This is a genomic window from Nocardiopsis sp. NPDC006198 (genome assembly GCF_040613895.1).
In the GTDB taxonomy this organism is placed as follows: Bacteria; Actinomycetota; Actinomycetes; order Streptosporangiales; family Streptosporangiaceae; genus Nocardiopsis; species Nocardiopsis tropica.
Genome location: NZ_JBEXSY010000030.1, coordinates 35,716 through 59,508, shown reverse-complemented (window position 1 = coordinate 59,508; position 23,793 = coordinate 35,716). Strand labels below are relative to the sequence as shown.

The window sequence follows — 23,793 nt, the reverse complement described above, 5'->3', positions numbered from 1 at the left end:
AGGAGGGTCGGGGTCCCTCCTCGAGGCTAAACGCTGTCCGCGGCCACGGCCCCCCGGGGTGGACGAGGCCGGACAATCTCACATCGCCGCAGTTCAGCTCTTGTTGGACGTGCGGTCCGGACTGCTCCACCGGCCGTCGGAGTCGGTGGTCCACGCCTTGGAGACCATGCGCAGCGACAGGTAGGCGTCCACCAGCCTGATCGGGAAGAAGAACAGGCCGTACAGCAGGTAGGACGGCCGCCGCCGGACCACGGTCAGCAGGCAGGTGAGCATGTAGTCCGGGATGAACAGGCCGATCGCGATCGCCGTCAGCGGCAGGAGCGCCGACACCGCCGTGAAGGCCCCGCCGAAGAACGGCAGCGTCCCGAAGGGCTCGCCGCCGAGCGTTCCCACGAGCACGAACACCCCGAGCAGCGCGGTGAGCAGCAGGACCAGGGAGACCAGCACGACCTCGACGACGTAGAGCGCGAGGAACGCCCAGAAGACGCTCGGCCAGATCCCGTGCCTGCGGATGGTCTGCCAGAAGCCGAGCGTCCACCGGCTGACCTGCTTGTAGTAGTCCCCGAACGTGAAGGGGTCCTGGCTGTAGGCCTTGGTGTCGGGGTTCATCGAGATGCGCCCGAGGCGTTTGTGGTGCACCTCGAAGGTCATGTTGAAGTCCTCGATCACCAGCCCCGGGGGGTTGACGTCGATCTCCCGCAGAGCCTCGCTGCGGTAGACGCTGGCGAAGCCCGGCACGATGAACGCCGTGTTGGCGTGCCGCCAGGTCTGCCCGAACCGCATGAGGTACTGGAGCATGAAGTACAGGCGGTCCCGGTAGGCGGAGATGGTCCTGCCGACGATGGTCCGCTCCTGCGGCTTCCACTCCGAGACGACGAAGCCCGCGACGGCGGCGACCGAAGGGTCCTCCAGCTGGCGCCTGGCCCCCTCCACGTACCCCGGGTCGAGTTCGGTGTCGGCGTCCAGGATGAGGACACCGCCGTAGTTCTCGGTCAGGGAGAACTCCTCGATGACCGCCTCGATGGCGCCGGCCTTGCCGCGGTTGGTGAGCAGTTCGAGCACGTTGACGCCGGTCCTGGCGGCGATCTCCGCCGTGGCGTCCTTGGAGGAGTCCGAGACCACGTAGACGTCCCAGCGGTCGAACAGGCTCAGCGCCGATCCGATGGCCGCGTGGATGACGGGTTCCTCGTTGTGCGCGGGGATGACGACCGCCAGGGAGATACCGGGGTCGTCGCCCCGCGCGCCCCCGGGCCGCCCGGAGGCGTGACGCCCCGCCGGTCGGACGGGGCCGCCCGGCCCCGGGGGGCCTGCATCGGACGCGTCCACCTCGGAGGCGCCCGCGCCGACCAGGACCCGCTCCGGCGGGGCGGCCCCGACCGCCCGGCCCCGGCGGGCGCGCGGCCGCACCACCGCGCGGACCGAGTCCTCGCCCAGGCGCAGGAGGCCGGCGGCGGTCCACAGGAGGAGGTTGGCGCCGAACGCCAACCACAGGAACACGTAGCCGAACGCGCCCAGTCCCGCGGCGGCCGCCATGTCCGCGGCGAAGGCGAACCAGTAGACGAAGAGTGCGACAGCGAGGACCAGGGCGATCAACCCGGTCAACAGGCCACCGATGAAACGAGCGATACGCACAGCCCTGGGACCCCTCCGAAAGATATCGGTTTTCGGACCGACATGAACCCGCACATCCAGCGTTAGGTTGACGCCCTACGGCACTGAGTGGTTGCCCCTGGTTCGCGTCCTATGTAGGCCACGCAAATCGTATACACGGGCTTGCGTCAGGTGGTACCCATTAGAAGATATTTGTGAGGAGGACCGGGGTGGAGCGGTACGCACTTCGGTTTATACCGGGCTGCCCGAAAACTCGGACAATCCTCACCAAAGGTGCCCCACGGAGAGAAGGAGAACGCTCGGCGTGATCGGCGGCTTACCCTCCCCCTCGCCTGATCCGACCCGCGGCAAGCAGGACAGCAGGCCCATGAGCAACACTGCCACCAGCAATGACATCGGGGAACCCGACTCGGTCATGCGGGTGGCACTCCACCAGCCGCACTACCTGCCATGGCTGGGCCTCATCGACAAGATCGACCGGGCCGACCTTTTCGTCGTATTGGACACGGTGCAGTTCGAACGGCGTGGTTGGCAGAACCGGAACTACGTCGCGGGGCGTGACAAGCCCATCCTGCTCACCGTGCCGGTCAACCAGGGCAACCGCGATGATCGCATACTGGACAAGCGCATTGACAACGGGCGCCAATGGCGGATCAAGCACTACAAGGCACTCTCGGAACACTGTTACCGCAGAGCGCCGTACTGGCGCGAATACCGCGATGAGATCGCCCATCTGTACGAAACGGAGTGGGACGGCCTCGCGGAGCTCGCCACGGAGACGACCCGCATGCTGATGCGCTGCTTCGGGATCGACACCCCGGTGCTGCTCGCCAGCGAGATCGGGGACTTCCCGGGGCGCAAGAGCGAACTGCTCGCCCAGATCTGTGCCAAGACCGGCGCGGACATCATGCTCTCGGGGGACGGTGCCAGGGACTACCTGGACACCGGGGCCCTGCGCCGCTACGGGATCGGCGTCGAATGGCAGGACTTCCGGCATCCGGTCTACCCGCAGCACCTGCCCGCCGGAGCCGGCTTCGTGCCGCGCCTGTCGGCGATCGACCTCCTTCTCAACGCCGGGCCGGACGCGCTCCAGGTGCTCCGGCAGGCACGGACCCGGAGCTGACCGCGTGTCGGCACGCGGGTCGGCACCCCGCCCGCGACCGCGGGCACGGGACCGCTCCACGGGTTCGGGACAACCACGATCGCCCCCACCTCGGCAAAGGACGGCACACCGGCATGACGACGGACTGGTCCCAGGAACGGATCCTGGTCTACGCCCCCCACCCGGACGACGAGACGCTCGGCTGCGGCGGCCTCATGAGCAAGGCCAAGAGCGCCGGAGCCGAGGTGTTCGTCCAGTTCCTCACCGTCGGGGACACCGCCGACCAGTCGCCGAAGGGCTTCTCCACCGCCGAGGAGCGCTACGCGGAGATCAAGAAGGTCTCCGACCACTTCCGCTGGGACGACTGGCACATGGCCCTCCCCGGCGACGCCCACCACCTGCGGCTCGACACCGTCGCCCGGGTGGACCTGACCCGGCTGATCGAGCGGGAGAGCCCCCTGTCGGTCGAACGGCTCCGGCCGACCGTGGTGCTCGCGCCGCACCGCACCAGCTACAACCAGGACCACCAGGCCACCGCCGAGGCCGTGCACACCGCCCTGCGCCCCTCCGACACCGCCCTGCGCCACCACCCGCGCCTGGTGCTGGCCTACGAGGAGGCCGCCGACCAGTGGCGATCGGAGCCGGTGGCGCCGCCGAACCTCGTCGTCGAACTCGACGAGTCCCAACTGGCGGACAAGCTCCACGCCATGGAGCTGTACGGCTCGCAGAGCCACAGGCACCCGCACACGCGCTCCGAACCGACCCTGCGCAGCCTCGCCGTGCTCCGCGGCATGCAGGCCGGGGTCGCGCTCGGGGAGGGGTTCCACGTGCTCCGCTGCCTGGCCTGAACGACCGGGCCCCGCCCCGGTCCACGCACTTCTCCGACACGCGCCCCGCTCGCGCAACGCTGGAAGCACCTCAACGCACACCGCTCGTAGTGGAGGGGAAACCATGAAGGCTGTAGTGACCGGAGGAGCCGGGTTCATCGGCTCTCACCTGTGCGACCACCTGGTCTCGCGGGGACACCGGGTGACGGTCCTGGACGACCTGTCGACCGGTTCCGCCGCGAACCTCTCCCGGGTGGAGGGCTCACCCGGATTCCGCTTCGTGCGCGGGGACGTCCTGGACAGGGAGCTGGTCGACGCGCTGGTCGCGGAGGCGGACACCGTGTTCCACCTCGCCGCGGCCGTCGGCGTCTACAACATCGTCGACAACCCGCTGCGCTCCCTGCGGATCAACCTGCACGGGACGGAGAACGTGGTGGAGGCGGCCGTCGCGCACCGCGTGCCGTACATGATCGCGTCCACCAGCGAGGTCTACGGCAAGAACGACGCCGACGGGCTCAAGGAGGGCGACGACCGGATCTACGGGTCCGCGACCAAGAGCCGGTGGTCCTACGCCGCGGCCAAGGGGCTGGACGAGCTGATCGCCTACGTGCACGGGACCGAGTCCGGCGTCCCGTGCGTCATCGCCCGCTTCTTCAACGTGGTCGGCCCCCGGCAGACCGGCCGCTACGGCATGGTCGTCCCCCGGTTCGTCGACCAGGCGATGGCCGGGGAGCCGATCACCGTGTACGGCACCGGGACGCAGCGCCGCTGCTTCGGCTCGGTGTTCGACGTGGTGCCCGGCCTCCTCAGACTGATGGAGACCCCCGAGGCCTACAACCAGGCCGTCAACCTGGGGGGCCACGAGGAGATCTCGATCAAGGGCCTGGCCGACCGGGTCGTCGAGCTCACCGGCTCCGCGAGCCCGATCACCTACATCGACTACGAGGAGGCGTACGGGGAGGGCTACGAGGACATGCAGCGCCGCTACCCCGACACCTCCCTGGCCGGGCGCCTGGTCGGCTACCGGCCCGAGCGCGACCTCAACGACATCATCCGGTCGATCGTGGAGCACCGGAGCACGGCGCCGCCCGTGCCCGCCCCCGCGTAGGAACCCGGCCGGTCCGGCACGGGGCGCCTCCCCGCCCCAGCCGGCTCCGACGCAGGGACCCCGGACACCGCGCCCGGGAGGGGTGGCCGCCCGCTCCGGCGGACCCCCGGCGCGCACCGCGCCCGCGGAGGGACAGGAGTGACGGCGCCGGACCCCCGCCGACCAGCCCGGCCAGGGCATAGGGGCAGGACGCCAGGGGACGCCGGAACCGGCCCCTCAGGAGCCCGCCAGCACCGTCAGCACCAGGACCACGCTCAGCGCGAGCACCGACGAGCACAGGAACGCCATGGCCCACGGCCTGGCGACGGCCGGCGGGGGCCCGCCCGTCCCCGGGTCCCGGGTGCCGTAGCCGATCCGGCGCCAGCGCCACCACAGGTGGAAGGCGAGCACGGCGCACACGGCCAGCAGCGCGGCCGCCGTGGCCACGCGCACCGGCGGGGACGCCTGGAGGACGCTGTCGACGTCGTTCGTGAGCGAGCCGCGCATGAACAGCAGGCCCACCACGGCGAGGAGGATGAGCGTCCGCTGCCACGACATCAGGGTGCGTTCGGGCTGCAGCCCGGGGTCGTCGCGGTCGACGGGCGCGTTCACAGGAGGTTGCCCAGCAGGACGAGGGCGCACACCAGCCCCACCGCGAACGTGGTGACCAGGGGGAGCAGGCTCAGCCGCAGGGTCCCGCCCCGGCTCATGATCCTCTGCACGCGGTACCAGCGCAGCGGCGCGTAGACCGTGATGACCCCGGCGAGCGCCGCGAGCAGCAGGCCGACCGCGGTGCGGGGCCACTCCGCCCATCCCAGGGGGAGCAGGTGCAGCACCGCGACGGCTCCGGCGAGGAGGGCCAGGGACGTCCTGACCCAGGCGAGGAAGGTCCGCTCGTTCGCGAGGGTGAACCGGTAGTCGACGTCCCGCTCCCGGGCGCCGTCCCCGGGCGCCGCATCGTCCTTCACGGCCACCCCCGTCCACCTGGCGCTCCGCGCGCTCCGTCCCCGTCCGGCCACGGTTCCCCACGAGGAATCCGCGCCCCTCCGACCGACCCTAGCCGCCGAGCTCCTTTCCTCCCAAACAGGTATGCAACACGTGTTGTGTCGGAAACCTCTTGTCCTGGACACGGGTCCGTGGCCCCGGGAACGCATGCGGAACAAACGAGTGGGCACGACCGCTGTAGGACTGAGAGATGGCGGTTGGCCGACGGTCGACACCAACCAACGAAGAGATCAGGAGACCACGTGCCCACGGTCGAGCTCACCAAGGACAACTTCGCGGAGACGCTGAAGGACAACGACTTCGTCCTCATCGACTTCTGGGCGGACTGGTGCGGTCCCTGCCGGCAGTTCGCCCCGGTCTTCGAGAAGTCCGCGGACACCCACACCGACATCGTGCACGCCAAGGTGGACACCGAGGCGCAGCGCGAGCTGGCTTTCGAGTTCAAGATCCAGTCCATCCCGACGCTGATGATCGTGCGCGAGCGCACCGTCATCTACAACGAGCCCGGCGCTCTGCCCTCCGAGGCGTTGGAGAGCCTGATCACCCAGGCCAAGGAGCTGGACATGGACGAGGTGCGCCAGAAGATCACCGAGCAGGGCGGCGACGCCCCGGAGTAACCGGGCGGCGCCGGGAAGACCCTGCGCCCGGCCCTCCCGCGACGGCGGGAGGGCCGGGCGTTCGCATGTCCGGGCACGGGACCGCCACGTCCGCACCCTCCTTCGGTGACGGAAGCGCAACGTTCCGCGTTCGGAACGCCTCCGAGTTCACCGCCCACGTTCACCTTCGCCACGAGGATCGTTCACTCGGCCTTCATGTGGACGGATTTGCATGGTATTCGACCGCGCTCCGCCGGTTCTGCCCCCCATGACCGCGCAAGCACCGTCCGACCCGGAAGTGGACCCATGTCTGTCAGCAACACCGCGTCCCCTCGCGGCACCGAGTCCGGTCGCGGCGTCGCACCCGACACCGTCCGGTACAACCGCGAGGTCCCCGACCTCGGAGACCCCGTCTTCGACGTCTCCGGCCTCTCGATCTACTACGGGTCCAACAAGGCCGTGCGCGACGTGAACCTCAAGGTCGGGCCGCGCCAGATCACCGCGATGATCGGCCCGTCCGGCTGCGGCAAGAGCACCGTCCTGCGGACCCTCAACCGGATGAACGACCTCATCCCCGGCGCCCGCATCGAGGGGCGGGTGACCTACCACGGCGAGGACCTGTACGCCTCGGAGGTCGACCCGATCGAGGTGCGCCGCCGGATCGGCATGGTCTTCCAGAAGCCCAACCCGTTCCCGAAGTCGATCTACGACAACGTGGCCTACGGCCCGCGCATCAACGGCGCCCGCGGCAACATGGACGACCTGGTCGAGGAGACGCTGACCAAGGCCGCCCTGTGGGACGAGGTCAAGGACAAGCTCAAGGAGAGCGCGTTCGCCCTCTCCGGCGGCCAGCAGCAGCGCCTGTGCATCGCGCGCACGATCGCGGTGAACCCCGAGGTGATCCTGATGGACGAGCCGTGCTCCGCGCTCGACCCCATCGCGACCCTCAAGATCGAGGACCTGATGTACCAGCTGGCCAGCGAGTACACCATCGTCATCGTGACCCACAACATGCAGCAGGCCGCGCGCGTGTCCGACCGGACCGCGTTCTTCACCGCCGGGGTGGACGACGCGGGCGACCGCTACGGCAGCCTCGTCGAGTACGACGAGACCACCACGATCTTCAGCAAGCCGTCCGACCAGAGGACCGAGGACTATATCGCTGGCCGCTTCGGCTGATCGGCCCCAGCCGTCCCCACCCGGGCGGCCAGCGATGGCGGGTCGCTTCGGCTAATCGGCCCCAGCCGTCCCCACCCGGGCGACCAGCGATGGTGGGCCGCCTCGGCTGATCAGCCCTAGCTCTGCGGCCCCACCGGGGCGACCAGCGATGGTGGGCCGCCTCGGCCGATCGGCCCTGCGGTCCTGCGGTCCCACCCGGGCGACCGGCGATGGCGGGCCGCCTCGGCCGATCGGCCCGGGCGGCCGGCGACGGGACGGTCGGCCGGACCGGCCGCGACGGGGCCGCCCCTCTCCCGCACCTTCGACGAAGTGGACCCCCATGCCCGCGCTCACGCCCTCCGCGTCCGTCCCCTCTCCCACCCCGGGCGCCCTGGGCGACGCGGACCCGGTCGAGCGCCCGGAGCGGTGGGAGGGCCCGCTGCGGGTCCTGCTGGTCGAACCGGAGTCGGAGCAGTCCCACCAGCTGGTGCTGTCGCTGAGCGGCCACGACGTGGACATCACGGTGTGCGTGGACGGCGCGGAGGCGCTGCTGCGGGTGGGAATGATGCGTCCGGACACGCTGGTGACCAGTGCGAACCCGCCCGAGGTGGACCTGGAGACGCTGGTGCGGGTCACCCGCCGGGCGACCGAGATCCCGATACTCATCGGGGTGGGGCCGGGCGACTCCCAGCGGGCGATGAGGGCGCTGGCGGCCGGCGCGACGGCGTGCGTGAGCCGCCCCTACCGGATCCCGGAACTGGCGGCCCTGCTGCGCGGTTCGCTCCCCGGCGCGGACGGGGGCGGACCGGACAGCGGGGCGTCGCCGTCCGCGCTCCGTTCGGGGGCGCTGGAGCTCGACGCCCTGGGACACCGGCTGTTCGTGGACGGCAACCCGGTCAACCTGGCCCTGCGTGAGTTCGGGATCATGGACTTCCTGCTGCGCAACAACGGGCGGGTGGTCAGCCGCGAGGAGCTGTGGACCGAGGTGTGGCACAAGCCCCTGCCTCCGGTGAACAACACGATCGCCGTACACATCCGCCGCCTGAGACACAAGCTGGGCGACTCCGAGGCCCAGCCCCGGTTCATCCACACGGTGCGCGGAATCGGCTACCGTCTCGATACCGCGAATGGTGGCTGACCACATACAAAAAGCTACCGACGAACATCCAGGGTCCTCCAGCAGGCGCCGGAGCGACCCATTGTTCATGTAGGCGTCACTTCGCCGATCGACACACGCGAAGGTGAACCGAAGGGCAACCGGACACGTCACCTTCCTTGCCGGTCGGTCACGGCGAAACCCGCACAGGAGTCGGCATACCCGCAGGTCATCACCGTGAGTCCCGGGCGCATGACAGAAGTCGACAACCACGGAAACGCCCCGCCGTTATTAAACGGTTACCCCCATTCACTTCGCATTCACCCGCCTTCTACCAACCGGCCTCCATTTCGATGTCAGCGCGACTTTCTGCACGCTTACTGTCGTTTTACGTCAGCCCCGACAGCGGTGATTCAACGAGGAGAACTACGACATGCGCAACGGGCGTTCCAAGCTCGCCGTCCTGGCAGCCATCCCCCTGCTCGCCACGGCGTGCGGTGGCGGCGGCGACGCGGCAGGCGACGGTGCAGACGGTGGTGGCGGCGGCGATCTCAGCGCGCAGCTGACCGGCGCCGGTGCCAGCTTCCCCGACCCCCTGTTCCAGGACTGGATCTACGAGTACTCCAACGGCGTGCAGCCCGGGGTCAGCGTCAACTACCAGAGCGTCGGCTCCGGTGCGGGCGTCGAGCAGTTCCTGGAGCAGACCGTCGACTTCGGCTCCTCCGAGGAGTTCCTGGGCGAGGACGACCTCGCGGCCGCCGCCGAGGCCCGCGGCTGTGAGGCCGTGCAGTTCCCCGTCGTGTTCGGCGCGGTCGTCATCGCCCTGAGCAACCCCGACCTGGACGGCCTCGTCCTGGACGCGGAGACCCTCGCGGGGATCTACTCCACCGAGATCACCACGTTCGACGACCCGGCGATCGCCGAGCTCAACCCGGACATGGACCTGCCGAGCGACGAGATCATCCCGGTCCACCGCTCCGACAGCTCCGGCACCACCTACGTGTTCTCGCACTACCTGACCACCGAGGTCGAGTCGTGGGCGGACGAGTACGGCGAGGGCAAGGAGCTGGACTGGGCCGACGGCCTGGTCGGCGGCCAGCAGAACGACGGCGTCGCGCAGGGCATCACCCAGAACCCGGGCGGCCTGGGCTACGTGAACCAGTCCTTCGCCCAGGAGGCCGACCTGGCCGTCGCCCACATCGTCAACGAGGACGGCACCCCGATCGAGCCGACCCTGGAGTCGACGATCGCCGCCACCGGCGAGGCCGAGATCCCGGACAACTTCCAGTTCTCGATCGACAACATCGGCGGCGAGGGCTACCCGATCGCCGGATCCAACTGGATCTTCACCTACACCTGCGGCTACGACCAGGCCAACGCCGACGCGATCATCGACTTCTGGACCTGGGCCCTGACCGACCAGGGCGCCCAGGACCTGGCCGGCGAGCTGGGCTACGCCCCGCTCAACGAGGAGCTGACCGAGCGCGTCATCACCGAGCTGGAGAAGACCAACTCCGAGAACGGCGGCGGCGACGCCGACGCTGACACCGGCGCCGAAGAGGACGCCGAAGCGACGGAGTAACCCTCCAGCGGGGCCGGGGTACCCGTTACCCCGGCCCCGCCCCATCCCCTCCGTCCCGAGGCGCCGGGGCGGGCCGCTCTCCACTCCCACGAAAGCCACAGAGGAGAAGCACATGTCCACCGAGGCCCCCGAGGCCCCGCAGGCCCCCGAGGCCCCCCGGCGGGGGACGCTCACGTCCGGCAAGGGGCGCCTGGCAGACCCGATCTTCAAGTGGGTCGTCGCGGCCTGCGGCACCATCGTGCTGGTCATCCTGGCGCTGATGGTCATCCGGACCACGACCGAGGCCTGGCCCGTCTTCGCGAAGGAGGGGTTCTTCGGCTTCCTCATCGGGGAGGAGTGGACGGCCGGCGGCTCCCGCACGGAGATCACCGGCACCTACGGCGCCTGGCCGTTCATCTACGGCACCCTGATCACGTCGGTGATCGCGATCGCCATCGCGCTGCCGCTGTCGATCATGGTCGCCGTCTACCTCACCCACCTGGCGCCGCGCCGCATCGCCAAGCCGCTCTCCTACACGGTCGAGCTGCTCGCCGCGGTGCCCAGCGTCATCTTCGGCCTGTGGGGCCTGCACTGGTTCCTGCCCAACGTCATGCGGCCGTTCTTCGAATGGCTCGAAGGCGCGATGGGCTGGTTCTTCCTCTTCGAGGGCCCGGTGCGCGGCGTCGGCTACCTGCCCGCCGGCATCGTCCTCGCCATCATGATCCTGCCGATCATGACCGCCATCATCCGCGAGGTCGTCGCCGTCCAGCCGCTGGAGCAGCAGATGGCGGCCTACGCGCTGGGGTCGACCCGGTGGGAGGTCATCACCAAGGTGGTCCTGCCCGCCAGCTTCTCGGGCATCGTGGCCGCCGCGATGCTGGGCCTGGGCCGAGCCCTGGGCGAGACCATCGCCGTGCTGATGCTGATCGGCGGGTCCCAGGGATGGGGCGCGAGCCTGTTCGGCACCGGCAGCAGCATGGCGTCGCACATCGCCGCGACCTTCGGCGAGTCCTCGCCGGAGACCAGGACCGGGCTGATGGCGATCGGTGTCGCCCTGTTCCTCGTCACGATGATCGTCAACATCCTGGCCCGCGTCATCGTGTGGCGCCTGGGACAGTTCACGGGAGACGCCGCCGTATGAGCACCACGACCACCACCCCTCCGGCCGCACGGCCCGCCCCGCTGAGCCAGCGTCCCCCCGGCTCCGGGTTCCGCAGGTTCAAGAACCGCTCCGCGACGGTGGTCCTGACCGCCGCGATGGTCCTCGCCATGATCCCGCTGGTCCTCATCATCTTCGAGGTCACCCGGCGCGGCATCGGCGTGGTCAACCTGGACTTCTTCACCCAGACCGAGCCCCCGCCCCGCCGCGAGGGCGGCGGCTACGCGGCCGGTTTCGTCGGCACGCTGTACATCATGGCGCTGGCGGTCCTGATGTCGATCCCGTTCGGCATCGCGACGGCGGTGTACATCGTGGAGTACGGCCCGAACAGGCTGACCTCCTCGATCCGCTTCTTCACCGACGTGATGACGGGCATCCCCTCGATCTTCGTCGGCCTCTTCGTGTACGGCCTTCTGGTGATCGGCTGGGGCGGGATGGGCTTCGGCACGTTCGTGGGCGCCGTGGCGATCGCGGTGATGATGCTGCCGATCGTGACGCGCTCGGCGGAGGAGATGCTCCGCCTGGTGCCCAACGAGCTCCGCAACGCCAGCTACGGCCTCGGCGCGCGCAAGTGGCAGACCATCGTGCACACGGTGCTGCCCGCCGCCGCGCCCGGCCTGACCACCGGCTCGATGCTGGCGATCGCCCGCGGCATCGGCGAGACGGCTCCGCTGCTGCTGACGGCCTTCGGCTCGGGCCTGATCGTCACGGCCATGCAGGGCTCGCCGCAGGGCGCCGTGCCGATGCAGCTGTACCGGGGCGCCGCCCAGCCGTTCGAGGCCGGCGTCGACCGCGCCTGGGGCGCGGCCCTGTGCCTGTTCGTCCTGGTCGTGCTGTTCACCATCGTCGCGCGGTGGATCGGCTCGCGGGCGTCCGTGGGCTCCCGGTAGGAAGACGCCGGGGAGCAGGGATCCAGGGGCCGCGCCGGTGTGCGCGGCCCCTTCCCGTGTCCGGGGCGTCCGGCGCTTCCCCGGAGCGCCGGGCCCCCGGTAGCCTTTCGCCGAACACACCCCGACCCCTGGAGCCACAGATGCCCACCACCGAGTACGCGGCCACGTTCGCCCTCGTCGACACCGACGGCGACGGGCGCATCTCCGCCCAGGAGCTGGCGTCGCTCATGCACAACCTCGGCGACGAGTGCACCGAGGAGCAGGCCGCCGAGGTGGTCCGCTCCATGGACGGCGACGGCGACTCCCGCATCTCCCTGGAGGAGTTCGCCCGCTACATGGCGCGGAACAGGGCCTGAGCCCGCCCACCGCCGGGGGCCGGCGCGGCCGGGCCGGCCCCCGGCGGACCGGTCACGGGGCCTTGGGCCCGCTGACCAGGTAGACCACGTCCGGCACGCTGTGCGAGACCGTCACCTCCATGACCTCGACCTCCGCGAAGTGCCCGCGCAGCAGGACCTCGAAGCTCTCCACCTCGTTGGCGCTCCAGAAGGCCAGGACCCCGCCGGGCGCCATCAGGCGGGCGAGCTGCTCCAGTCCCGCCGCCTCGTAGAGGCGGTTGTTGTTCTCGACCACCGTCCAGTCGGGTCCGTTGTCGGTGTCCAGGCAGATCACGTCGTAGCGGGGAGGCTTCTCCTTCGCCGACGCCGCCGCCAGCCACGCCACGATGTCGGCGTTGTGCACGCGGCACCGCGGGTCCCGGTGGACGTACTCGGCGGCCTCCCCCAGTTCGCCGTCGTGCCAGGCGATCACCTGGGGTTCGAGTTCGACGACGTCCACGAGCGACACCTTGGGGTTCTCCAGGGCCTCCCTCGCCGAGAAGCCCACGCCCAGCCCCCCGATGAGGACGCGGGCACGGGAGCGGCCGTCCGGGAGGGCCGCCAGGCCGGCGCGCACCATCTCCCTCTCGGAGGTGCCGTCGCGGGTGTCCATGAGGAACACCCCGTTGCTGTAGATCTCGTAGTGGGCCCCCACGCGGCGGAGCACGAGGTCGCCCCCGGTCTCGCCGGTCACCCTCGCGAGGGTGACGGCACCGTCTTCCAGTGCGGAGAAGTCCGTGGAGGGGGCGGTGTCCGGGATTCGCTGGTTCATCTCCACATTGTGCCCGTGCCGCCCCGCACCGCCGTACTCCTCCGCACCGGCGAAGGCCCCGGACACCCGGAAACACGTGTTACGGGAAAGTTCCCCGGGTGTTGAATCCGTGATCCAATCGGTGTCTTTGTGACGCCGGCTACAACGCCTCCCCTGGGCACGATGGTCGCTACCAGACCACCGGATCCTCCCTGGTGGTTGCCAGCGAGAAGAGGAGAATGATCGGATGTCCTCTGTTCCGATCAGTAGGCAGGCGGCGCAGCCGCCCAAGCCGAAATGGACACCCCGGAGCATCGCCCTCTGGATCGCCGTCGCCCTGGTGGGAGCACTCGCGTGGGGCGTCATCGCGATCAACCGCGGCGAGGAGATCTCGGCCGCCTGGCTGATCTTCGCCGCGCTCTCGTCCTACGCGATCGGGTACCGGTTCTACGCGCGGTTCATCCAGTACAAGGTGCTGCTGACCGACGACACCCGGGCCACCCCCGCGGAGCGCCTCAACAACGGGGCGGACTTCCACCCGACCGACCGCCGGGTCCTGTTCGGCCACCACTTCGCGGCCATCGCGGGCGCCGGTCCCCTGGTCGGCCCCGTCCTGGCCGCCCAGATGGGCTACCTGCCGGGCACGATCTGGATCATCCTCGGCGTCATCTTCGCCGGCGCCGTGCAGGACATGGTGGTGCTGTTCTTCTCCACCCGGCGCAACGGCCGCTCGCTCGGCCAGATGGCCCGCGAGGAGATCGGCCCGGTCGGCGGCATCGCCGCGCTGGTCGCCGTCATGGCGATCATGGTCATCCTGCTCGCCGTGCTCGCCATGGTCGTGGTCAACGCGCTCGCGGAATCCCCGTGGGGCTCGTTCTCCTTGATCATGACGATCCCGATCGCCCTGTTCATGGGGGTGTACCTCCGCTATCTGCGGCCGGGCAAGGTCATGGAGACCTCCGCCATCGGCGTGGTGCTGCTCCTGCTCTCCATCGTCGGCGGCGGCTGGGTGGCCGAGCACGCGGTGCTGCGCGAGGTCTTCCTGTTCACGCCGAACGAGCTGACCTTCGGCCTGATCGTCTACGGCTTCGTCGCCTCGGTCCTGCCGGTGTGGCTGCTGCTGGCCCCGCGCGACTACCTGTCGACCTTCATGAAGGTCGGCGTGGTCGTGCTGCTCGCGGTGTCGATCCTCGTGGCGATGCCGAAGCTCCAGCTCCCGCAGTTCACCGAGTTCGCGTTCAACGGCCAGGGCCCGGTGTTCGCCGGTTCGCTGTTCCCGTTCGTGTTCATCACCATCGCCTGCGGCGCCCTGTCCGGCTTCCACGCCCTCATCTCGTCGGGGACCACCCCGAAGCTCATCGAGAAGGAGGGCCAGGTCAGGATGATCGGCTACGGCTCGATGCTGACCGAGTCGTTCGTGGCGATCATGGCCCTGATCGCGGCCTGCATCATCGACCCGGGCGTGTACTTCTCGATGAACATGCCCGCGACCGCCCTGGGCGACAGCGTGGAGAGCGCCGCGCAGGCGGTGAGCCAGCTCGGCTTCACCATCGACGCCGCGACGCTCCAGCACACGGCCGACCTGATCGAGGAGGACTCGATCCTCGCGCGCACCGGCGGTGCGCCGACGTTCGCCCTCGGCGCCGCGTACATCTTCTCGGAGGTGTTCGGCGGGGACGCCATGATGGCGTTCTGGTACCACTTCGCGGTCATGTTCGAGGCGCTGTTCATCCTCACCACCGTGGACGCCGGCACCCGGGTGGGCCGCTTCATGCTCCAGGACACCCTGGGCAACGTGTACAAGCCCATGCGCGACCCGAGCTGGAAGCCCGGGGCGTGGTTCTGCAGCGCGGTGATCGTGGCCGCGTGGGGCTACTTCCTGTGGGCGGGCGTCAACGACCCGCTCGGCGGCATCAACCAGCTGTTCCCGCTGTTCGGCATCGCCAACCAGCTGCTGGCGGCGGTCGCCCTGGCGGTGTGCACGACGCTGCTGATCAAGTCGGGCCGCGCCAAGTACGCGTGGGTGACGCTGGTGCCGCTGGCGTGGGACGCGGTGGTCACGCTGACCGCCAGCTACCAGAAGGTGTTCTCGGCCGACCCGAAGATCGGCTTCTTCGCCCAGCGCCGGCAGTTCTCCGACGCCCTCGCCAACGGCGAGACGAGCGTCGGCGCCATCCAGGGGGAGGAGGCGATGCGCCAGGTCGTGGTGAACACGACCGTGGACGGCGTCCTGTCGGCCCTGTTCGCGCTGCTGATCGTCATCATCCTGGTCGACTCGGTCCGGGTGTGGATCAAGGCGCTGCGGGCCCCCGACGGTACGCTGCCCCTCACCGAGGCTCCCTACGAGGAGTCGAAGATCTGGGCGCCGTCCGGTCTCGTCCCCACCAGGGCGGAGAAGGAGTTCTCCGAGCGGCTCGCCGCCGTGGGCGCCGAGGGCGCGCGGGGGACGGACGGGGAAGCCGGGGGCGGGTCCCCGGAAGCGGAGAAGGAGTAGGGCATGCGGGCACGCCCGGAGTTCGGGGCGAACCTGGCGCGCGGCCTCCGGGAGGCGTGGCAGATCGCCCGGGGCGTCGTGGGCGCGAGGGCCTACGAGATCTACCTGGAGCACCACGCCCGGGAGCACCCGGGCGAGGAGCCGATGACCGAGCGCGTCTTCTGGCGCCACCACACGGACAAGGGCGACACCGACCCCGGTGCGCGCTGCTGCTGAGGCGCCGGTCCCGTGAGGGCCCCGGAACCCCCTTCGGGTTCCGGGGCCCTCGGCGTCGGGGGAGGGTCCGCACCGGCGCGGCCGGGATCCGGGCGGTGGGGCGGACCGGGCCCCGCCGGTCGCACGCGGCCCCGGGGCGGAGCGGGCCCCGGAGGCTACCAGCGAGTAGTTTGAGGCTGACCGGCGCGGACCCCCGGCCCAGAAGGAGAGACCATGACCCCCTCGAAGCGGACCGGCGGCCTGCTGTCCAAGGTGCGCGGAGCCGCCCCGTACGCGCTCGGCGGCCTGTTCGTGGCGTCGGGCGTACTGCACTTCGCCGCGCCCGGGCCCTTCCGGGCGATCATGCCCCGCAGCCTGCCGAAGCCGGAGGCGTGGGTGTACGGCAGCGGCGCCGCCGAGCTGGTCTGCGGGGCGGGCCTGCTCACGCGCAGGCGGTGGGCCGGTCCGGCGAGCGCCGCGCTGCTGCTCGCCGTGTGGCCCGCCAACGTGCGCATGGCCCTGGACGCGGGGTCGGGCAGGCTGCCCGGCCCCGCAGACGGCAAGCTGGTCGCCTGGGGGCGGGTGCCGCTCCAGATCCCGTTGATCTGGGCCGCGCTCCAGTCACGGCCGGCCCCTCACCGGGCCGACGGCCCGCGGGGCTGAGGACCCGCGGGCGCCGGGGTCAGTCCTTCCAGGAGGGACCCCAGCCGGAGCTGTCCGAGACGCCCTCGGGGAGCGGGTCCATGTGGACGGCGCCCGGGGGCGTGGTCGCCGCGTGCGCGGGGACCGGGCGGGCGCTCCGGTCCCCGGGTCCCGCGCCCGGCGGAGGCGGCGGAACGGACTCCGCGGACTCCCCCGCGAAGTCCTCACCGGGCCCCCGGGGGTCCTCCCAGGACCCGTGCGGGGCGGGGACCGTGCGCTCGTCCGCCGGCGCGTCCCAGGTCTCCGGCGGCACAGGCGCGTCCCACGGCTCCGGCGCCCCGGCCCGGTGACCGGACGCGGCGCCGGGGGCCCCGTGCCCCGGGGCGCCCCCGCTGTCGGCCGGCGGCTCCCCCCAGGACCCGTGCGGGGCGGGAACCGTGCGCTCGTCCGTGGGCTCGGCCTCCCCCCGCCCGTCGTCCCGCGAGTGCCGCGCGACGCGGGCCGGGGCGGCCGTGTCCGGGGACCCGGCCCCCGGTGCGCGGTCGGACCCCCCGTGGTCCGGGAGGGGCGGGGGCACGAAGTCGTGCCGGTACGCCTGGGGCACGCCCCACGGCTCCGCCGGGGCCGGCGGGGCCCCCGGCCCCGGTTCGGGCACGGGCGGCGGGGCGGGGAGCATCGGGTGCACCACTGCGCCGGGCGGGTGGGCCCGGTTCCACCACTCCGCCCCCTCCTCCGGGGACAGCTCCTCCTCGACCCGCAGCCAGCCGTCGATGTGCGGGTGGCGGCGGCCGGTCCGCCAGCTGTGCGGGAGCGAGATCGGCTCCAGCACCACGGCGCGCTCGCCGTCCACGACGGGGACCGCGCCCGGGGCCGCCTCGCGGTCGACCCAGGTACCGCCGACACCGACCAGGTCCCACTGGCCCTCGACGATCGACGTGCGCGGGTCGTCACGGAGGTCGGTGGCGGAGGCCACCCACTCCGGGAGCGGGCGGCGCCCGGGGACGGCGAGCCCCCGGTCCCCGACCAGCGCGTCCTCCAGCAGGGTGTGCAGCTGGAAGTTGTCCGAGACCCCGTCGAACCGGACCCGGAAGACGCGGGCGGACTGCCGGTGGAGGACCACCATGCGGTCGGCCTCGGCCATGCGCAGCAGTTCGGCGATCTCGCCGTACTCCTCGACGTGCGGACCCAGCTGCCCGGCGATGACGACCAGCTCCCCCAGCGTCCGGGGGTCCTCGCGCAGGGCGGCGCGCACGCCGGGGTCGCACAGCATCGTCTTGGCGGCCAGGCCGTAGCGGTGCGACACCCACCAGCCGGTGGTGGCGAGGGGCGCCAGCTGTTCGAGCTCGGGCGTGACGCGCTCCTCCGAGGCCTCGCCGACCTCACTGGGGTGGGGCGGGGCGTCGTCCCCGGTCTTCTGCCACACGTGCAGGAAGACCCCTGCCAGCTTGCCGTACTCGGCGAGCTGGCGCATGACCTCGACCCCGGCGGGCCCGGCGGGGACGCCGCTCTCCACCAGCGCCCCGCAGAGCAGGGCGATGTCGGCGGCGACGCCCGCCGACCACTGGTGGGCGCGCAGGGTCCCGGTCAGCGCGGCGAGGCCCTCGACCCGGGCGTCGGCGGGAACCCGGTCGGCCAGTCGGAAGACCGCGCTGACGGCGGCGCGCAGCTGGGAGGGCTGGTTCTCGGCGGCTTCGGCCACGGCGCTGACGGCACCGCGGAAGTCTTCGATCATTCGGGCATCCTGACACAGACCACCGTCAAGCAGACTCGGCGGCCTCCACCGTCGCGCCCGCGCGGCGCCCCGCCGCCGCTCAGGGGTCCGGGCCCCGCGACGGTCGTCGCGGGGCCCGTGTCAGGCGTGTGCCGCCGGAGGGGTCAGAGCCGGCAGGCGTATATGTCGGTGACCAGGATGGCGCGGGCGCCGAGCGTCCACAGGTCGTCCATGATCTGCTGGGCGGCCTTGCGCGGCACCATCGACCGGACGGCGACCCAGCCCTCCCGGTGCAGCGGGGAGACCGTCGGCCCCTCCATGCCCGGGGTGAGCGCGACCGCGGCCTCCAGGTGCTCGGCGTGCACGTCGTAGTCCATCATCACGTAGTCGCGGGCGACCAGGACGCCCTTCAGGCGGCGGATCAGCGTCTCGATCTTGGGGTCGTCCCCGGCGCCGGTCGGCCGGATGACGACAGCCTCGGACACCAGGATCGGCTCGCCGAAGGTCTCCATGCCGGCCTGGCGCAGGGTGGTCCCGGTGGAGACCACGTCCGCGACGGCGTCCGCCACGCCCAGCTGGACGGAGCTCTCGACCGCACCGTCCAGGTGGATGACGCGGGCGTCGACGCCCTTCTCCGCGAGGTGGGCGCGCAGCAGCTCGTCGAAGGAGGTCGCGATGCGCTTGCCGTTGAGGTCGGCCAGCGTCATGCCCGCGCCGTTGGGGGCGGCGAACCGGAACGTGGAGCCGCCGAAGCCCAGCGCCAGGACCTCGTCCACGGGCGCGCCGGAGTCCAGCAGCATGTCGCGGCCGGTGATCCCGGCCTGGAGGATGCCCTCGCCGACGTAGACGGCGATGTCCTTGGGTCGCAGGAAGAAGAACTCGGTGTCGTTCTCCGGGTCGACCATGACCAGGTCGCGGCTGCTCTTGCGCTGCCGGTACCCGGCCTCGCGGAGCATCTCGACGGCGGGTTCGGAGAGCTGGCCCTTGTTGGGCACGGCGATTCTCAACATGTCGGGCATGTTCATGGCTTTCTGTGGGCTGTGCGTACGGGTGAGGAGACGTCCGGGCCGGTACGCGCCGCGGCGGGCGCGAGGACCGACCTACAGATGCTTGTAGACGTCCTCGAGCCGCAGGCCACGGGCCAGCATCAGAACCTGGAGGTGGTAGAGGAGCTGGGAGATCTCTTCGGCGGCCTGCTCGTCCGATTCGTACTCGGCGGCCATCCAGACCTCTGCGGCCTCCTCGACGACCTTCTTGCCGATGGCATGGACGCCGGCGTCGAGCTGGGCGACGGTCCCGGACCCCTCGGGGCGGGAGCGCGCCTTCTCGGACAGCTCGGCGAACAGCTCTTCGAAGGTCTTCATGGTGTCTTTCCTCGACCGACAGATGCGGTACCAGGGTAGGCGCTCCGGAGGCCCGGCGCCGCACCGGCCCGGGGATGTCTCAGCATGTGGGCGGCGGTTTTCGCCACACCGCCCTCCGCCCGCCCCGCAGCCTCCTCACCAGACGCGGCGGGCGGTGGCGCGTACGAGCGTTCTGGGCAGGAGCCGGAGGATGCCGCTCGCGGCCTTGTACTGCCCGCCGGGGACCACGCTGGGTCGGCCCGCCGCCCAGGCGACGAGCGACTCGCGGACGACCTGGTCCTTGGGGACGAACGCGAACGCGGGCAGACCGCTCTTCTGGACGCCCAGGGTCATGTCGGTGCGGACGAAGCCCGGCAGGACGACGGTGACGTGCACGTCGTGCCGTGAGACCTCGGCCGCGACGCTCTCGCTCCACAGGGTGACGAACTTCTTGCCCGCGCCGTAGACGGAGCCGCCGGGGTTCGCGGCGATCTCGCCCGCGAGGGAGGACACGTTGATGACGCCGAGCCTGGTCCGGGTGTCGCCGGCCTCGCGGCGGGCGATCTGCACCGGCAGGACCGCGCGGGCCAGGTGGAGGACGGCGCGCACGTTGAGGTCGAGCATGGAGTCGATCTCGTCGGGCTCCTGCTCGGCGAAGGTCCCGCCGTCCCCGCGCCCGGCGTTGTTGACCAGCAGGTCGACGGGGGGCTCGGCTCCGCTGCCGTCGGCCCGGAGCCGCTCGACGACGGGGGCGAGCCCCTCGTCGGTGCCGAGGTCGGCGGCGAGCGGCCGGACGTCCACGCCGTAGCGGTCGGCGATCTCCTCGGCGAGCGCGTCGAGGACGTCCCCGCGCCTGGCCACCAGGACGAGGGAGTAGCCGCGTTCGGCCAGCCTGCGGGCGTACTCCTCCCCGATGCCGGTGGAGGCTCCGGTCACCAGGGCGGTCCGGGTGCGGGCGGGGGGCTCGGGGGACTTCGCCGGTTCGCTCATATCCCCAGGGTAGGGCGTTGCCGCGCGGGGGGCCGGGGCGCGGTCCGGGTCGCGCGCGCACGTGCGGGACGAGAGGCCGGGGGGTTCCCGATTTCCCGGTGTGGTTCTGCACACCCCGCCCTGACCTGGTATTCCGCCGGAAGGCGGTCGCGTCGCCTCCCCCTCGGGGGGCCGGAGGCGTTAGCGTTCGGGTATGTCCGAGATCCAGAGCCCCGCCGGACCACTTTCCTCTCTCAGGCTGGAGGAGCGCCTGCGCGACACCAGGCTGTTCTTCAGCCAAGCGCTACGCACGTTCCACGCGACCGGTTCCATCCTTCCCAGCAGTGCCGCGCTGGCGCACTCGATGGCGGAGTACGTCCGCAGCCGCCCCGTCCCCGACAAGCCCGTGCGCATCCTGGAGGCGGGCGCCGGGACCGGCGCGATCAGCCGGGGCATCGCGGCCGCGATGATCCCCGGCGACACCCTGGACCTGGTCGAGTCCAACCCCGAGTTCGCCGCCCATGTCGAGGAGCTGCTGAGGAGCGACCCGGCCATGTCGCCGGTCGCCGACTCCGCGACGGTGCACGCCAAGCTCGTCAACGACATGGGGAGGGACCGCAGGTACGACGTGATCGTGTCGGGCCTGCCCTTCGCCAACTTCACGGCGGACGCGGTCCGGGACATCCTCGACTACTACTTCGAGGTCCTCGAACCGGGCGGCACCCTCTCCTTCTACGGCTACCTGTACACGAAGGAGGTCAAGGCGGTCATCGCCCGGCGCGAGGACTACCTCCGCCAGGCCCGCACGAGCTGGCTGGTCCAGGACTGGATCGACCGGTACGGCATCCGCTCCGACAAGGTGTTCGCGAACGTCCCGCCCGCGTGGGTGCACCACCTGCGCAAGCCCGGGAAGACCGGCTGACCCCTCCCCGACCGCTCCGTCCACCGGGCCCGCCGCAGCCGCGGCGGGCCCGCTCACGTGTCCGGGTCCGCCGCGCGCCCCCGGCGGGACCGCACGGGGATCCGGGGGCGCGGCGGGGCGGTCCCGCCGCGTCCCCGCGCCGGTCACCCGGCCCCGATCCGCCCGATCGCCTCCCGCACGTCGTCCACGAGCCGCCGGTCCCTCAGGGCGTCGCGCCAGCTCGCGTCGGTCCAGCTCGGCAGCGCACTGCGCCCGGAGTCCCGGAGCGCGCGCAGCGGCGGCAGGGCCTCGGCCGCGTCCGGCCCGATCCGGCCCAGCAGCCGCACCGCCGGAGGGCCGACGCGGGTGGCCGCCCACGTGGTCAGGACACGGTTGCGCGGGGAGAGCAGGCACCGGAGGACGAGCGGGGTGTCCCCGGTGGTGCTCCACAGTGCGCTCAGGGCGCGCGTCTCCCTCAGGCAGCCCGATGCCAGGTGGTCCTCCAGGTGTTCGCGCAGGTGGGGGGCGAAGCGGTCCGCCGGAGGGCCGATCCCGTCCAGGAGCACCTGGACCCGCTCGTCCCGCACGAGCTGCCGGCTCGGGGGCCCGAGAAGGTCGAGGGCGGTTCCCGCGTCGCCCGTGATCCGGTGGTGGGCGTGCGCCGCCTCCACCCCGCCCGAGGCCCGGACCCGGTCGGCGTGGGCGGCGGCGGCCGGACCGATCCCGGCCAGCACCCGCAGGGCCGCTCCGGCGAGCGCGCGGTCGTCGAGGAGGGCGGCCACGTCGTCGGCCAGCGGCGCCGCGGCCGGCCCCCACCCCGCCAGGGAGCGGAGCAGGACCTCCGTGTCCGCGTCCCCGCCGCGGAGCCGCTCGCGCAGGTGCGGCAGCAGGACGTCCGCGTGCGCCGGGAGCCGGCCGAGGACGTCCTCCGGGCCGGGCCCGGAGGTGTGGTGGGGTCCGCCCCGGCCGAACCCGAAGCGGGGCCGGTCGGCGCGCGCCAGGAGCAGCGTGGCGGCGCGGGCGTCGCCGACGAGTGCGAGGGTGAGCAGTGCCGTGTCGGAGCCCTCCCCGTCCGCCTCGGCGAGCGCGGCCAGGCGGTCCGCGCAGGGGCCGGCCGCACCACCGGCCACGGCCAGGAGCTGGAGGCTCCAGGTGCGGACGCCGGGGTCGGGATCGTCGAGCAGCGCGCCCGCCGGCCCCGCCCACCGCTCCCCGGCCGAGCGGTACTCGGCGACGAGGTCGCGTGCGAGCCGCACGGCGCCGAGGCGCACCGGGGCGCGCGGGTGGCCGATCAGGGCGTCGACGATCCGCTCCCTGCCCTGCCGGTCCCCGGCGAGGGCCCTCGCGACGAGGCGGAGCCCGTGCCTGACCCGGAGGGCGTCGCCCGCCGGGGCGAGGGCGGCGACCTCCAGCCACAGCGGCCTCCCGGCGGCGGGGCCGGCACCCTCCCCGGCGATCCCCTCCAGGACCAGGGGCAGGGGGTCCTCCGGGACGAGGGCCGGGGACGCGAACGCCACCACCATGCGCTCGTCCAGGTCCCCGCGCTTTCCGCGGTCGAGGAGCCAGGACCTGACGTCCGACGGGGTCGGCCCGGGTGCGGAGCCCAGCAGCCGGACGGCGCGGGTCAGCAGCCGGAGGCGGGTCCGCCGGTCGGCCGCCTCCCCCGCCCCGCTACCCGCGCGGTCGCGCCGCGGGGGCGCTCCGGCGCCCCCGGAGGCGTCCTGTGCGCCGTCCGCGCCGTCCGCGCCGTGCCCGCCGTCCGCGCCGTGCCCGACGGCCTCCCAGCGGTCGCGCAGCACCCGGAGCAGGCGGGGCGCCGTCCGGGGCTCGCGGGCGAGCGCGTCCACGGCGAGCAGGAGCACGGACGGGTGGGGGTCGCCGAGGAGGGCTTCGACACGCGGCCCCTGGTCGGCCCACGCCCCCGGCCACGCGGCGTCCAGGTGCTCCGGCCGGACCCTGTGGGCGAGGTCGGCCAGGTCGGCCACCAGGTTCAGCGCGGCCACACGGGCCTCGTCCGGGCGGTCGCGGTCGGAGGCGATCCGGACGAGGAAGGGCAGCAGCGCGGGGACGGACGAGGTGAGCACGTCGGGTTCGGGGACGGGGACCCACAGCCGCACCGTGGTGTCGACGCGGTCCGCGATCTCCTCGACCGCGTCGACGGCCTCCTGCGGGGAGGGGTCGAACGCCTGGACCAGCAGGCCCGGGATCCCGGTCGCGGGCCCGTCCAGGTCCTCCAACGTGTCCCATGGCACGTCGTACACGTCGGCGGCCCAGGTGAGGGGGTCGGTCATGGCGGATTCCTCCGTGGCGGCGGCTGATCG

23 protein-coding genes are annotated in these 23,793 nt (G+C 72.0%); 14 read left to right on the top strand and 9 right to left on the bottom strand.

Going from position 1 to position 23,793, the window contains the following annotated elements; translation table 11 throughout:
- Window positions 1–93 precede the first annotated feature (93 nt).
- On the bottom strand, window positions 94–1,632 hold the full coding sequence (locus tag ABZ234_RS20505) for a glycosyltransferase (protein ID WP_355013126.1): 1,539 nt from the start codon (window positions 1,630–1,632) through the stop codon (window positions 94–96).
- A gap of 394 nt (window positions 1,633–2,026) precedes the next feature.
- Between ABZ234_RS20505 and ABZ234_RS20500 the strand changes: the two genes are divergently transcribed.
- The 3 genes from ABZ234_RS20500 to ABZ234_RS20490 all read left to right on the top strand — a co-directional run bounded on the left by ABZ234_RS20500 (window position 2,027) and on the right by ABZ234_RS20490 (window position 4,648).
- Window positions 2,027–2,734: a WbqC family protein gene (locus ABZ234_RS20500; RefSeq protein ID WP_355013136.1), complete on the top strand. Its 708-nt coding sequence runs from the start codon at window positions 2,027–2,029 to the stop codon at window positions 2,732–2,734.
- Window positions 2,735–2,847: 113 nt separating this feature from the next.
- Complete coding sequence (locus tag ABZ234_RS20495; protein WP_267947582.1) at window positions 2,848–3,561, top strand: PIG-L family deacetylase; 714 nt, start codon at window positions 2,848–2,850, stop codon at window positions 3,559–3,561.
- A gap of 103 nt (window positions 3,562–3,664) precedes the next feature.
- Window positions 3,665–4,648, top strand: coding sequence for an SDR family NAD(P)-dependent oxidoreductase (locus ABZ234_RS20490; RefSeq protein ID WP_355013125.1), 984 nt, complete (start codon window positions 3,665–3,667; stop codon window positions 4,646–4,648).
- A 216-nt stretch (window positions 4,649–4,864) separates the two neighbouring features.
- Here the strand turns inward: ABZ234_RS20490 and ABZ234_RS20485 are convergent, their stop codons facing one another.
- Together ABZ234_RS20485 and ABZ234_RS20480 are read right to left on the bottom strand one after the other, a co-directional pair.
- Window positions 4,865–5,239 (bottom strand): DUF202 domain-containing protein, encoded by a 375-nt coding sequence (locus ABZ234_RS20485; protein WP_355013124.1) that lies wholly within the window; start codon window positions 5,237–5,239, stop codon window positions 4,865–4,867.
- Window positions 5,236–5,601 (bottom strand): DUF202 domain-containing protein, encoded by a 366-nt coding sequence (locus tag ABZ234_RS20480; protein ID WP_355013123.1) that lies wholly within the window; start codon window positions 5,599–5,601, stop codon window positions 5,236–5,238. Before ABZ234_RS20480 ends, ABZ234_RS20485 begins: the two co-directional genes overlap by 4 nt.
- Before the next feature lie 273 nt (window positions 5,602–5,874).
- Between ABZ234_RS20480 and trxA the strand changes: the two genes are divergently transcribed.
- The 7 genes from trxA (at window position 5,875) to ABZ234_RS20445 (ending at window position 12,448) form a co-directional block, all read left to right on the top strand.
- Window positions 5,875–6,249: a thioredoxin gene (trxA, locus tag ABZ234_RS20475; RefSeq protein ID WP_267947578.1), complete on the top strand. Its 375-nt coding sequence runs from the start codon at window positions 5,875–5,877 to the stop codon at window positions 6,247–6,249.
- 285 nt (window positions 6,250–6,534) lie between these two features.
- A complete protein-coding gene (pstB, locus tag ABZ234_RS20470; protein WP_267947577.1) occupies window positions 6,535–7,407 on the top strand; it encodes a phosphate ABC transporter ATP-binding protein PstB in 873 nt (290 codons plus the stop codon).
- A 319-nt stretch (window positions 7,408–7,726) separates the two neighbouring features.
- The gene (locus ABZ234_RS20465) at window positions 7,727–8,524 is read left to right on the top strand and encodes a response regulator transcription factor (protein ID WP_267947576.1); all 798 of its coding nucleotides are present in this window, start codon (window positions 7,727–7,729) and stop codon (window positions 8,522–8,524) included.
- Between the two features lie 391 nt (window positions 8,525–8,915).
- Window positions 8,916–10,064 (top strand): phosphate ABC transporter substrate-binding protein PstS, encoded by a 1,149-nt coding sequence (pstS, locus tag ABZ234_RS20460; protein ID WP_355013122.1) that lies wholly within the window; start codon window positions 8,916–8,918, stop codon window positions 10,062–10,064.
- 112 nt (window positions 10,065–10,176) lie between these two features.
- The gene (pstC, locus tag ABZ234_RS20455; RefSeq protein WP_267947574.1) at window positions 10,177–11,184 is read left to right on the top strand and encodes a phosphate ABC transporter permease subunit PstC; all 1,008 of its coding nucleotides are present in this window, start codon (window positions 10,177–10,179) and stop codon (window positions 11,182–11,184) included.
- Window positions 11,181–12,092: a phosphate ABC transporter permease PstA gene (gene pstA / locus ABZ234_RS20450; RefSeq protein WP_344181177.1), complete on the top strand. Its 912-nt coding sequence runs from the start codon at window positions 11,181–11,183 to the stop codon at window positions 12,090–12,092. Before pstC ends, pstA begins: the two co-directional genes overlap by 4 nt.
- Before the next feature lie 140 nt (window positions 12,093–12,232).
- Entirely contained in the window at window positions 12,233–12,448 is a 216-nt protein-coding gene (locus ABZ234_RS20445; RefSeq protein ID WP_267947572.1) for an EF-hand domain-containing protein, read from the top strand.
- Between the two features lie 52 nt (window positions 12,449–12,500).
- Here the strand turns inward: ABZ234_RS20445 and ABZ234_RS20440 are convergent, their stop codons facing one another.
- Window positions 12,501–13,238, bottom strand: coding sequence for a spermidine synthase (locus tag ABZ234_RS20440; protein WP_344181179.1), 738 nt, complete (start codon window positions 13,236–13,238; stop codon window positions 12,501–12,503).
- A gap of 226 nt (window positions 13,239–13,464) precedes the next feature.
- Here ABZ234_RS20440 and ABZ234_RS20435 point away from each other — a divergent pair, with 226 nt between their 5' ends.
- From ABZ234_RS20435 to ABZ234_RS20425, 3 genes are all read left to right on the top strand, one after another.
- On the top strand, window positions 13,465–15,711 hold the full coding sequence (locus ABZ234_RS20435) for a carbon starvation CstA family protein (protein WP_355013121.1): 2,247 nt from the start codon (window positions 13,465–13,467) through the stop codon (window positions 15,709–15,711).
- 3 nt (window positions 15,712–15,714) lie between these two features.
- Window positions 15,715–15,927: a YbdD/YjiX family protein gene (locus tag ABZ234_RS20430; protein WP_267947569.1), complete on the top strand. Its 213-nt coding sequence runs from the start codon at window positions 15,715–15,717 to the stop codon at window positions 15,925–15,927.
- 213 nt (window positions 15,928–16,140) lie between these two features.
- Window positions 16,141–16,569, top strand: coding sequence for a MauE/DoxX family redox-associated membrane protein (locus ABZ234_RS20425; protein ID WP_355013120.1), 429 nt, complete (start codon window positions 16,141–16,143; stop codon window positions 16,567–16,569).
- A 19-nt stretch (window positions 16,570–16,588) separates the two neighbouring features.
- On the opposite strand, the gene ABZ234_RS20420 is transcribed toward ABZ234_RS20425, so the two are convergent.
- From ABZ234_RS20420 to ABZ234_RS20405, 4 genes are all read right to left on the bottom strand, one after another.
- Complete coding sequence (locus tag ABZ234_RS20420) at window positions 16,589–18,280, bottom strand: hypothetical protein (RefSeq protein WP_355013119.1); 1,692 nt, start codon at window positions 18,278–18,280, stop codon at window positions 16,589–16,591.
- Window positions 18,281–18,423: 143 nt separating this feature from the next.
- Window positions 18,424–19,278 carry an ATP phosphoribosyltransferase gene (gene hisG, locus ABZ234_RS20415; protein WP_355013118.1) on the bottom strand — a complete coding sequence of 285 codons (855 nt, stop codon included), beginning with the start codon at window positions 19,276–19,278 and terminating at the stop codon, window positions 18,424–18,426.
- A gap of 81 nt (window positions 19,279–19,359) precedes the next feature.
- The gene (locus ABZ234_RS20410; RefSeq protein WP_014913038.1) at window positions 19,360–19,623 is read right to left on the bottom strand and encodes a phosphoribosyl-ATP diphosphatase; all 264 of its coding nucleotides are present in this window, start codon (window positions 19,621–19,623) and stop codon (window positions 19,360–19,362) included.
- 135 nt (window positions 19,624–19,758) lie between these two features.
- The gene (locus ABZ234_RS20405) at window positions 19,759–20,592 is read right to left on the bottom strand and encodes an SDR family oxidoreductase (protein ID WP_355013117.1); all 834 of its coding nucleotides are present in this window, start codon (window positions 20,590–20,592) and stop codon (window positions 19,759–19,761) included.
- A gap of 193 nt (window positions 20,593–20,785) precedes the next feature.
- Here ABZ234_RS20405 and ABZ234_RS20400 point away from each other — a divergent pair, with 193 nt between their 5' ends.
- Window positions 20,786–21,493: a methyltransferase domain-containing protein gene (locus ABZ234_RS20400; protein WP_267947564.1), complete on the top strand. Its 708-nt coding sequence runs from the start codon at window positions 20,786–20,788 to the stop codon at window positions 21,491–21,493.
- Window positions 21,494–21,636: 143 nt separating this feature from the next.
- Here ABZ234_RS20400 and ABZ234_RS20395 read toward each other — a convergent pair whose 3' ends face one another.
- The gene (locus ABZ234_RS20395; protein WP_355013116.1) at window positions 21,637–23,763 is read right to left on the bottom strand and encodes a hypothetical protein; all 2,127 of its coding nucleotides are present in this window, start codon (window positions 23,761–23,763) and stop codon (window positions 21,637–21,639) included.
- Window positions 23,764–23,793 lie beyond the last annotated feature (30 nt).

Excerpts from the sequence above, each read along its gene's own strand:
- ABZ234_RS20465 (WP_267947576.1), top strand. The coding sequence starts at position 7,727 with ATGCCCGCGCTCACGCCCTCCGCGTCCGTCCCCTCTCCCACCCCGGGC.
- ABZ234_RS20425 (WP_355013120.1), top strand. The coding sequence starts at position 16,141 with ATGACCCCCTCGAAGCGGACCGGCGGCCTGCTGTCCAAGGTGCGCGGA.
- ABZ234_RS20440 (WP_344181179.1), bottom strand. The coding sequence starts at position 13,238 with ATGAACCAGCGAATCCCGGACACCGCCCCCTCCACGGACTTCTCCGCA.
- pstC (WP_267947574.1), top strand. The coding sequence starts at position 10,177 with ATGTCCACCGAGGCCCCCGAGGCCCCGCAGGCCCCCGAGGCCCCCCGG.
- ABZ234_RS20490 (WP_355013125.1), top strand. The coding sequence starts at position 3,665 with ATGAAGGCTGTAGTGACCGGAGGAGCCGGGTTCATCGGCTCTCACCTG.
- pstA (WP_344181177.1), top strand. The coding sequence starts at position 11,181 with ATGAGCACCACGACCACCACCCCTCCGGCCGCACGGCCCGCCCCGCTG.
- ABZ234_RS20405 (WP_355013117.1), bottom strand. The coding sequence starts at position 20,592 with ATGAGCGAACCGGCGAAGTCCCCCGAGCCCCCCGCCCGCACCCGGACC.
- ABZ234_RS20435 (WP_355013121.1), top strand. The coding sequence starts at position 13,465 with ATGTCCTCTGTTCCGATCAGTAGGCAGGCGGCGCAGCCGCCCAAGCCG.
- ABZ234_RS20430 (WP_267947569.1), top strand. The coding sequence starts at position 15,715 with ATGCGGGCACGCCCGGAGTTCGGGGCGAACCTGGCGCGCGGCCTCCGG.
- pstS (WP_355013122.1), top strand. The coding sequence starts at position 8,916 with ATGCGCAACGGGCGTTCCAAGCTCGCCGTCCTGGCAGCCATCCCCCTG.
- pstB (WP_267947577.1), top strand. The coding sequence starts at position 6,535 with ATGTCTGTCAGCAACACCGCGTCCCCTCGCGGCACCGAGTCCGGTCGC.
- ABZ234_RS20395 (WP_355013116.1), bottom strand. The coding sequence starts at position 23,763 with ATGACCGACCCCCTCACCTGGGCCGCCGACGTGTACGACGTGCCATGG.
- ABZ234_RS20420 (WP_355013119.1), bottom strand. The coding sequence starts at position 18,280 with ATGATCGAAGACTTCCGCGGTGCCGTCAGCGCCGTGGCCGAAGCCGCC.
- ABZ234_RS20410 (WP_014913038.1), bottom strand. The coding sequence starts at position 19,623 with ATGAAGACCTTCGAAGAGCTGTTCGCCGAGCTGTCCGAGAAGGCGCGC.
- ABZ234_RS20445 (WP_267947572.1), top strand. The coding sequence starts at position 12,233 with ATGCCCACCACCGAGTACGCGGCCACGTTCGCCCTCGTCGACACCGAC.
- ABZ234_RS20500 (WP_355013136.1), top strand. The coding sequence starts at position 2,027 with ATGCGGGTGGCACTCCACCAGCCGCACTACCTGCCATGGCTGGGCCTC.
- ABZ234_RS20400 (WP_267947564.1), top strand. The coding sequence starts at position 20,786 with ATGTCCGAGATCCAGAGCCCCGCCGGACCACTTTCCTCTCTCAGGCTG.
- hisG (WP_355013118.1), bottom strand. The coding sequence starts at position 19,278 with ATGCCCGACATGTTGAGAATCGCCGTGCCCAACAAGGGCCAGCTCTCC.
- ABZ234_RS20495 (WP_267947582.1), top strand. The coding sequence starts at position 2,848 with ATGACGACGGACTGGTCCCAGGAACGGATCCTGGTCTACGCCCCCCAC.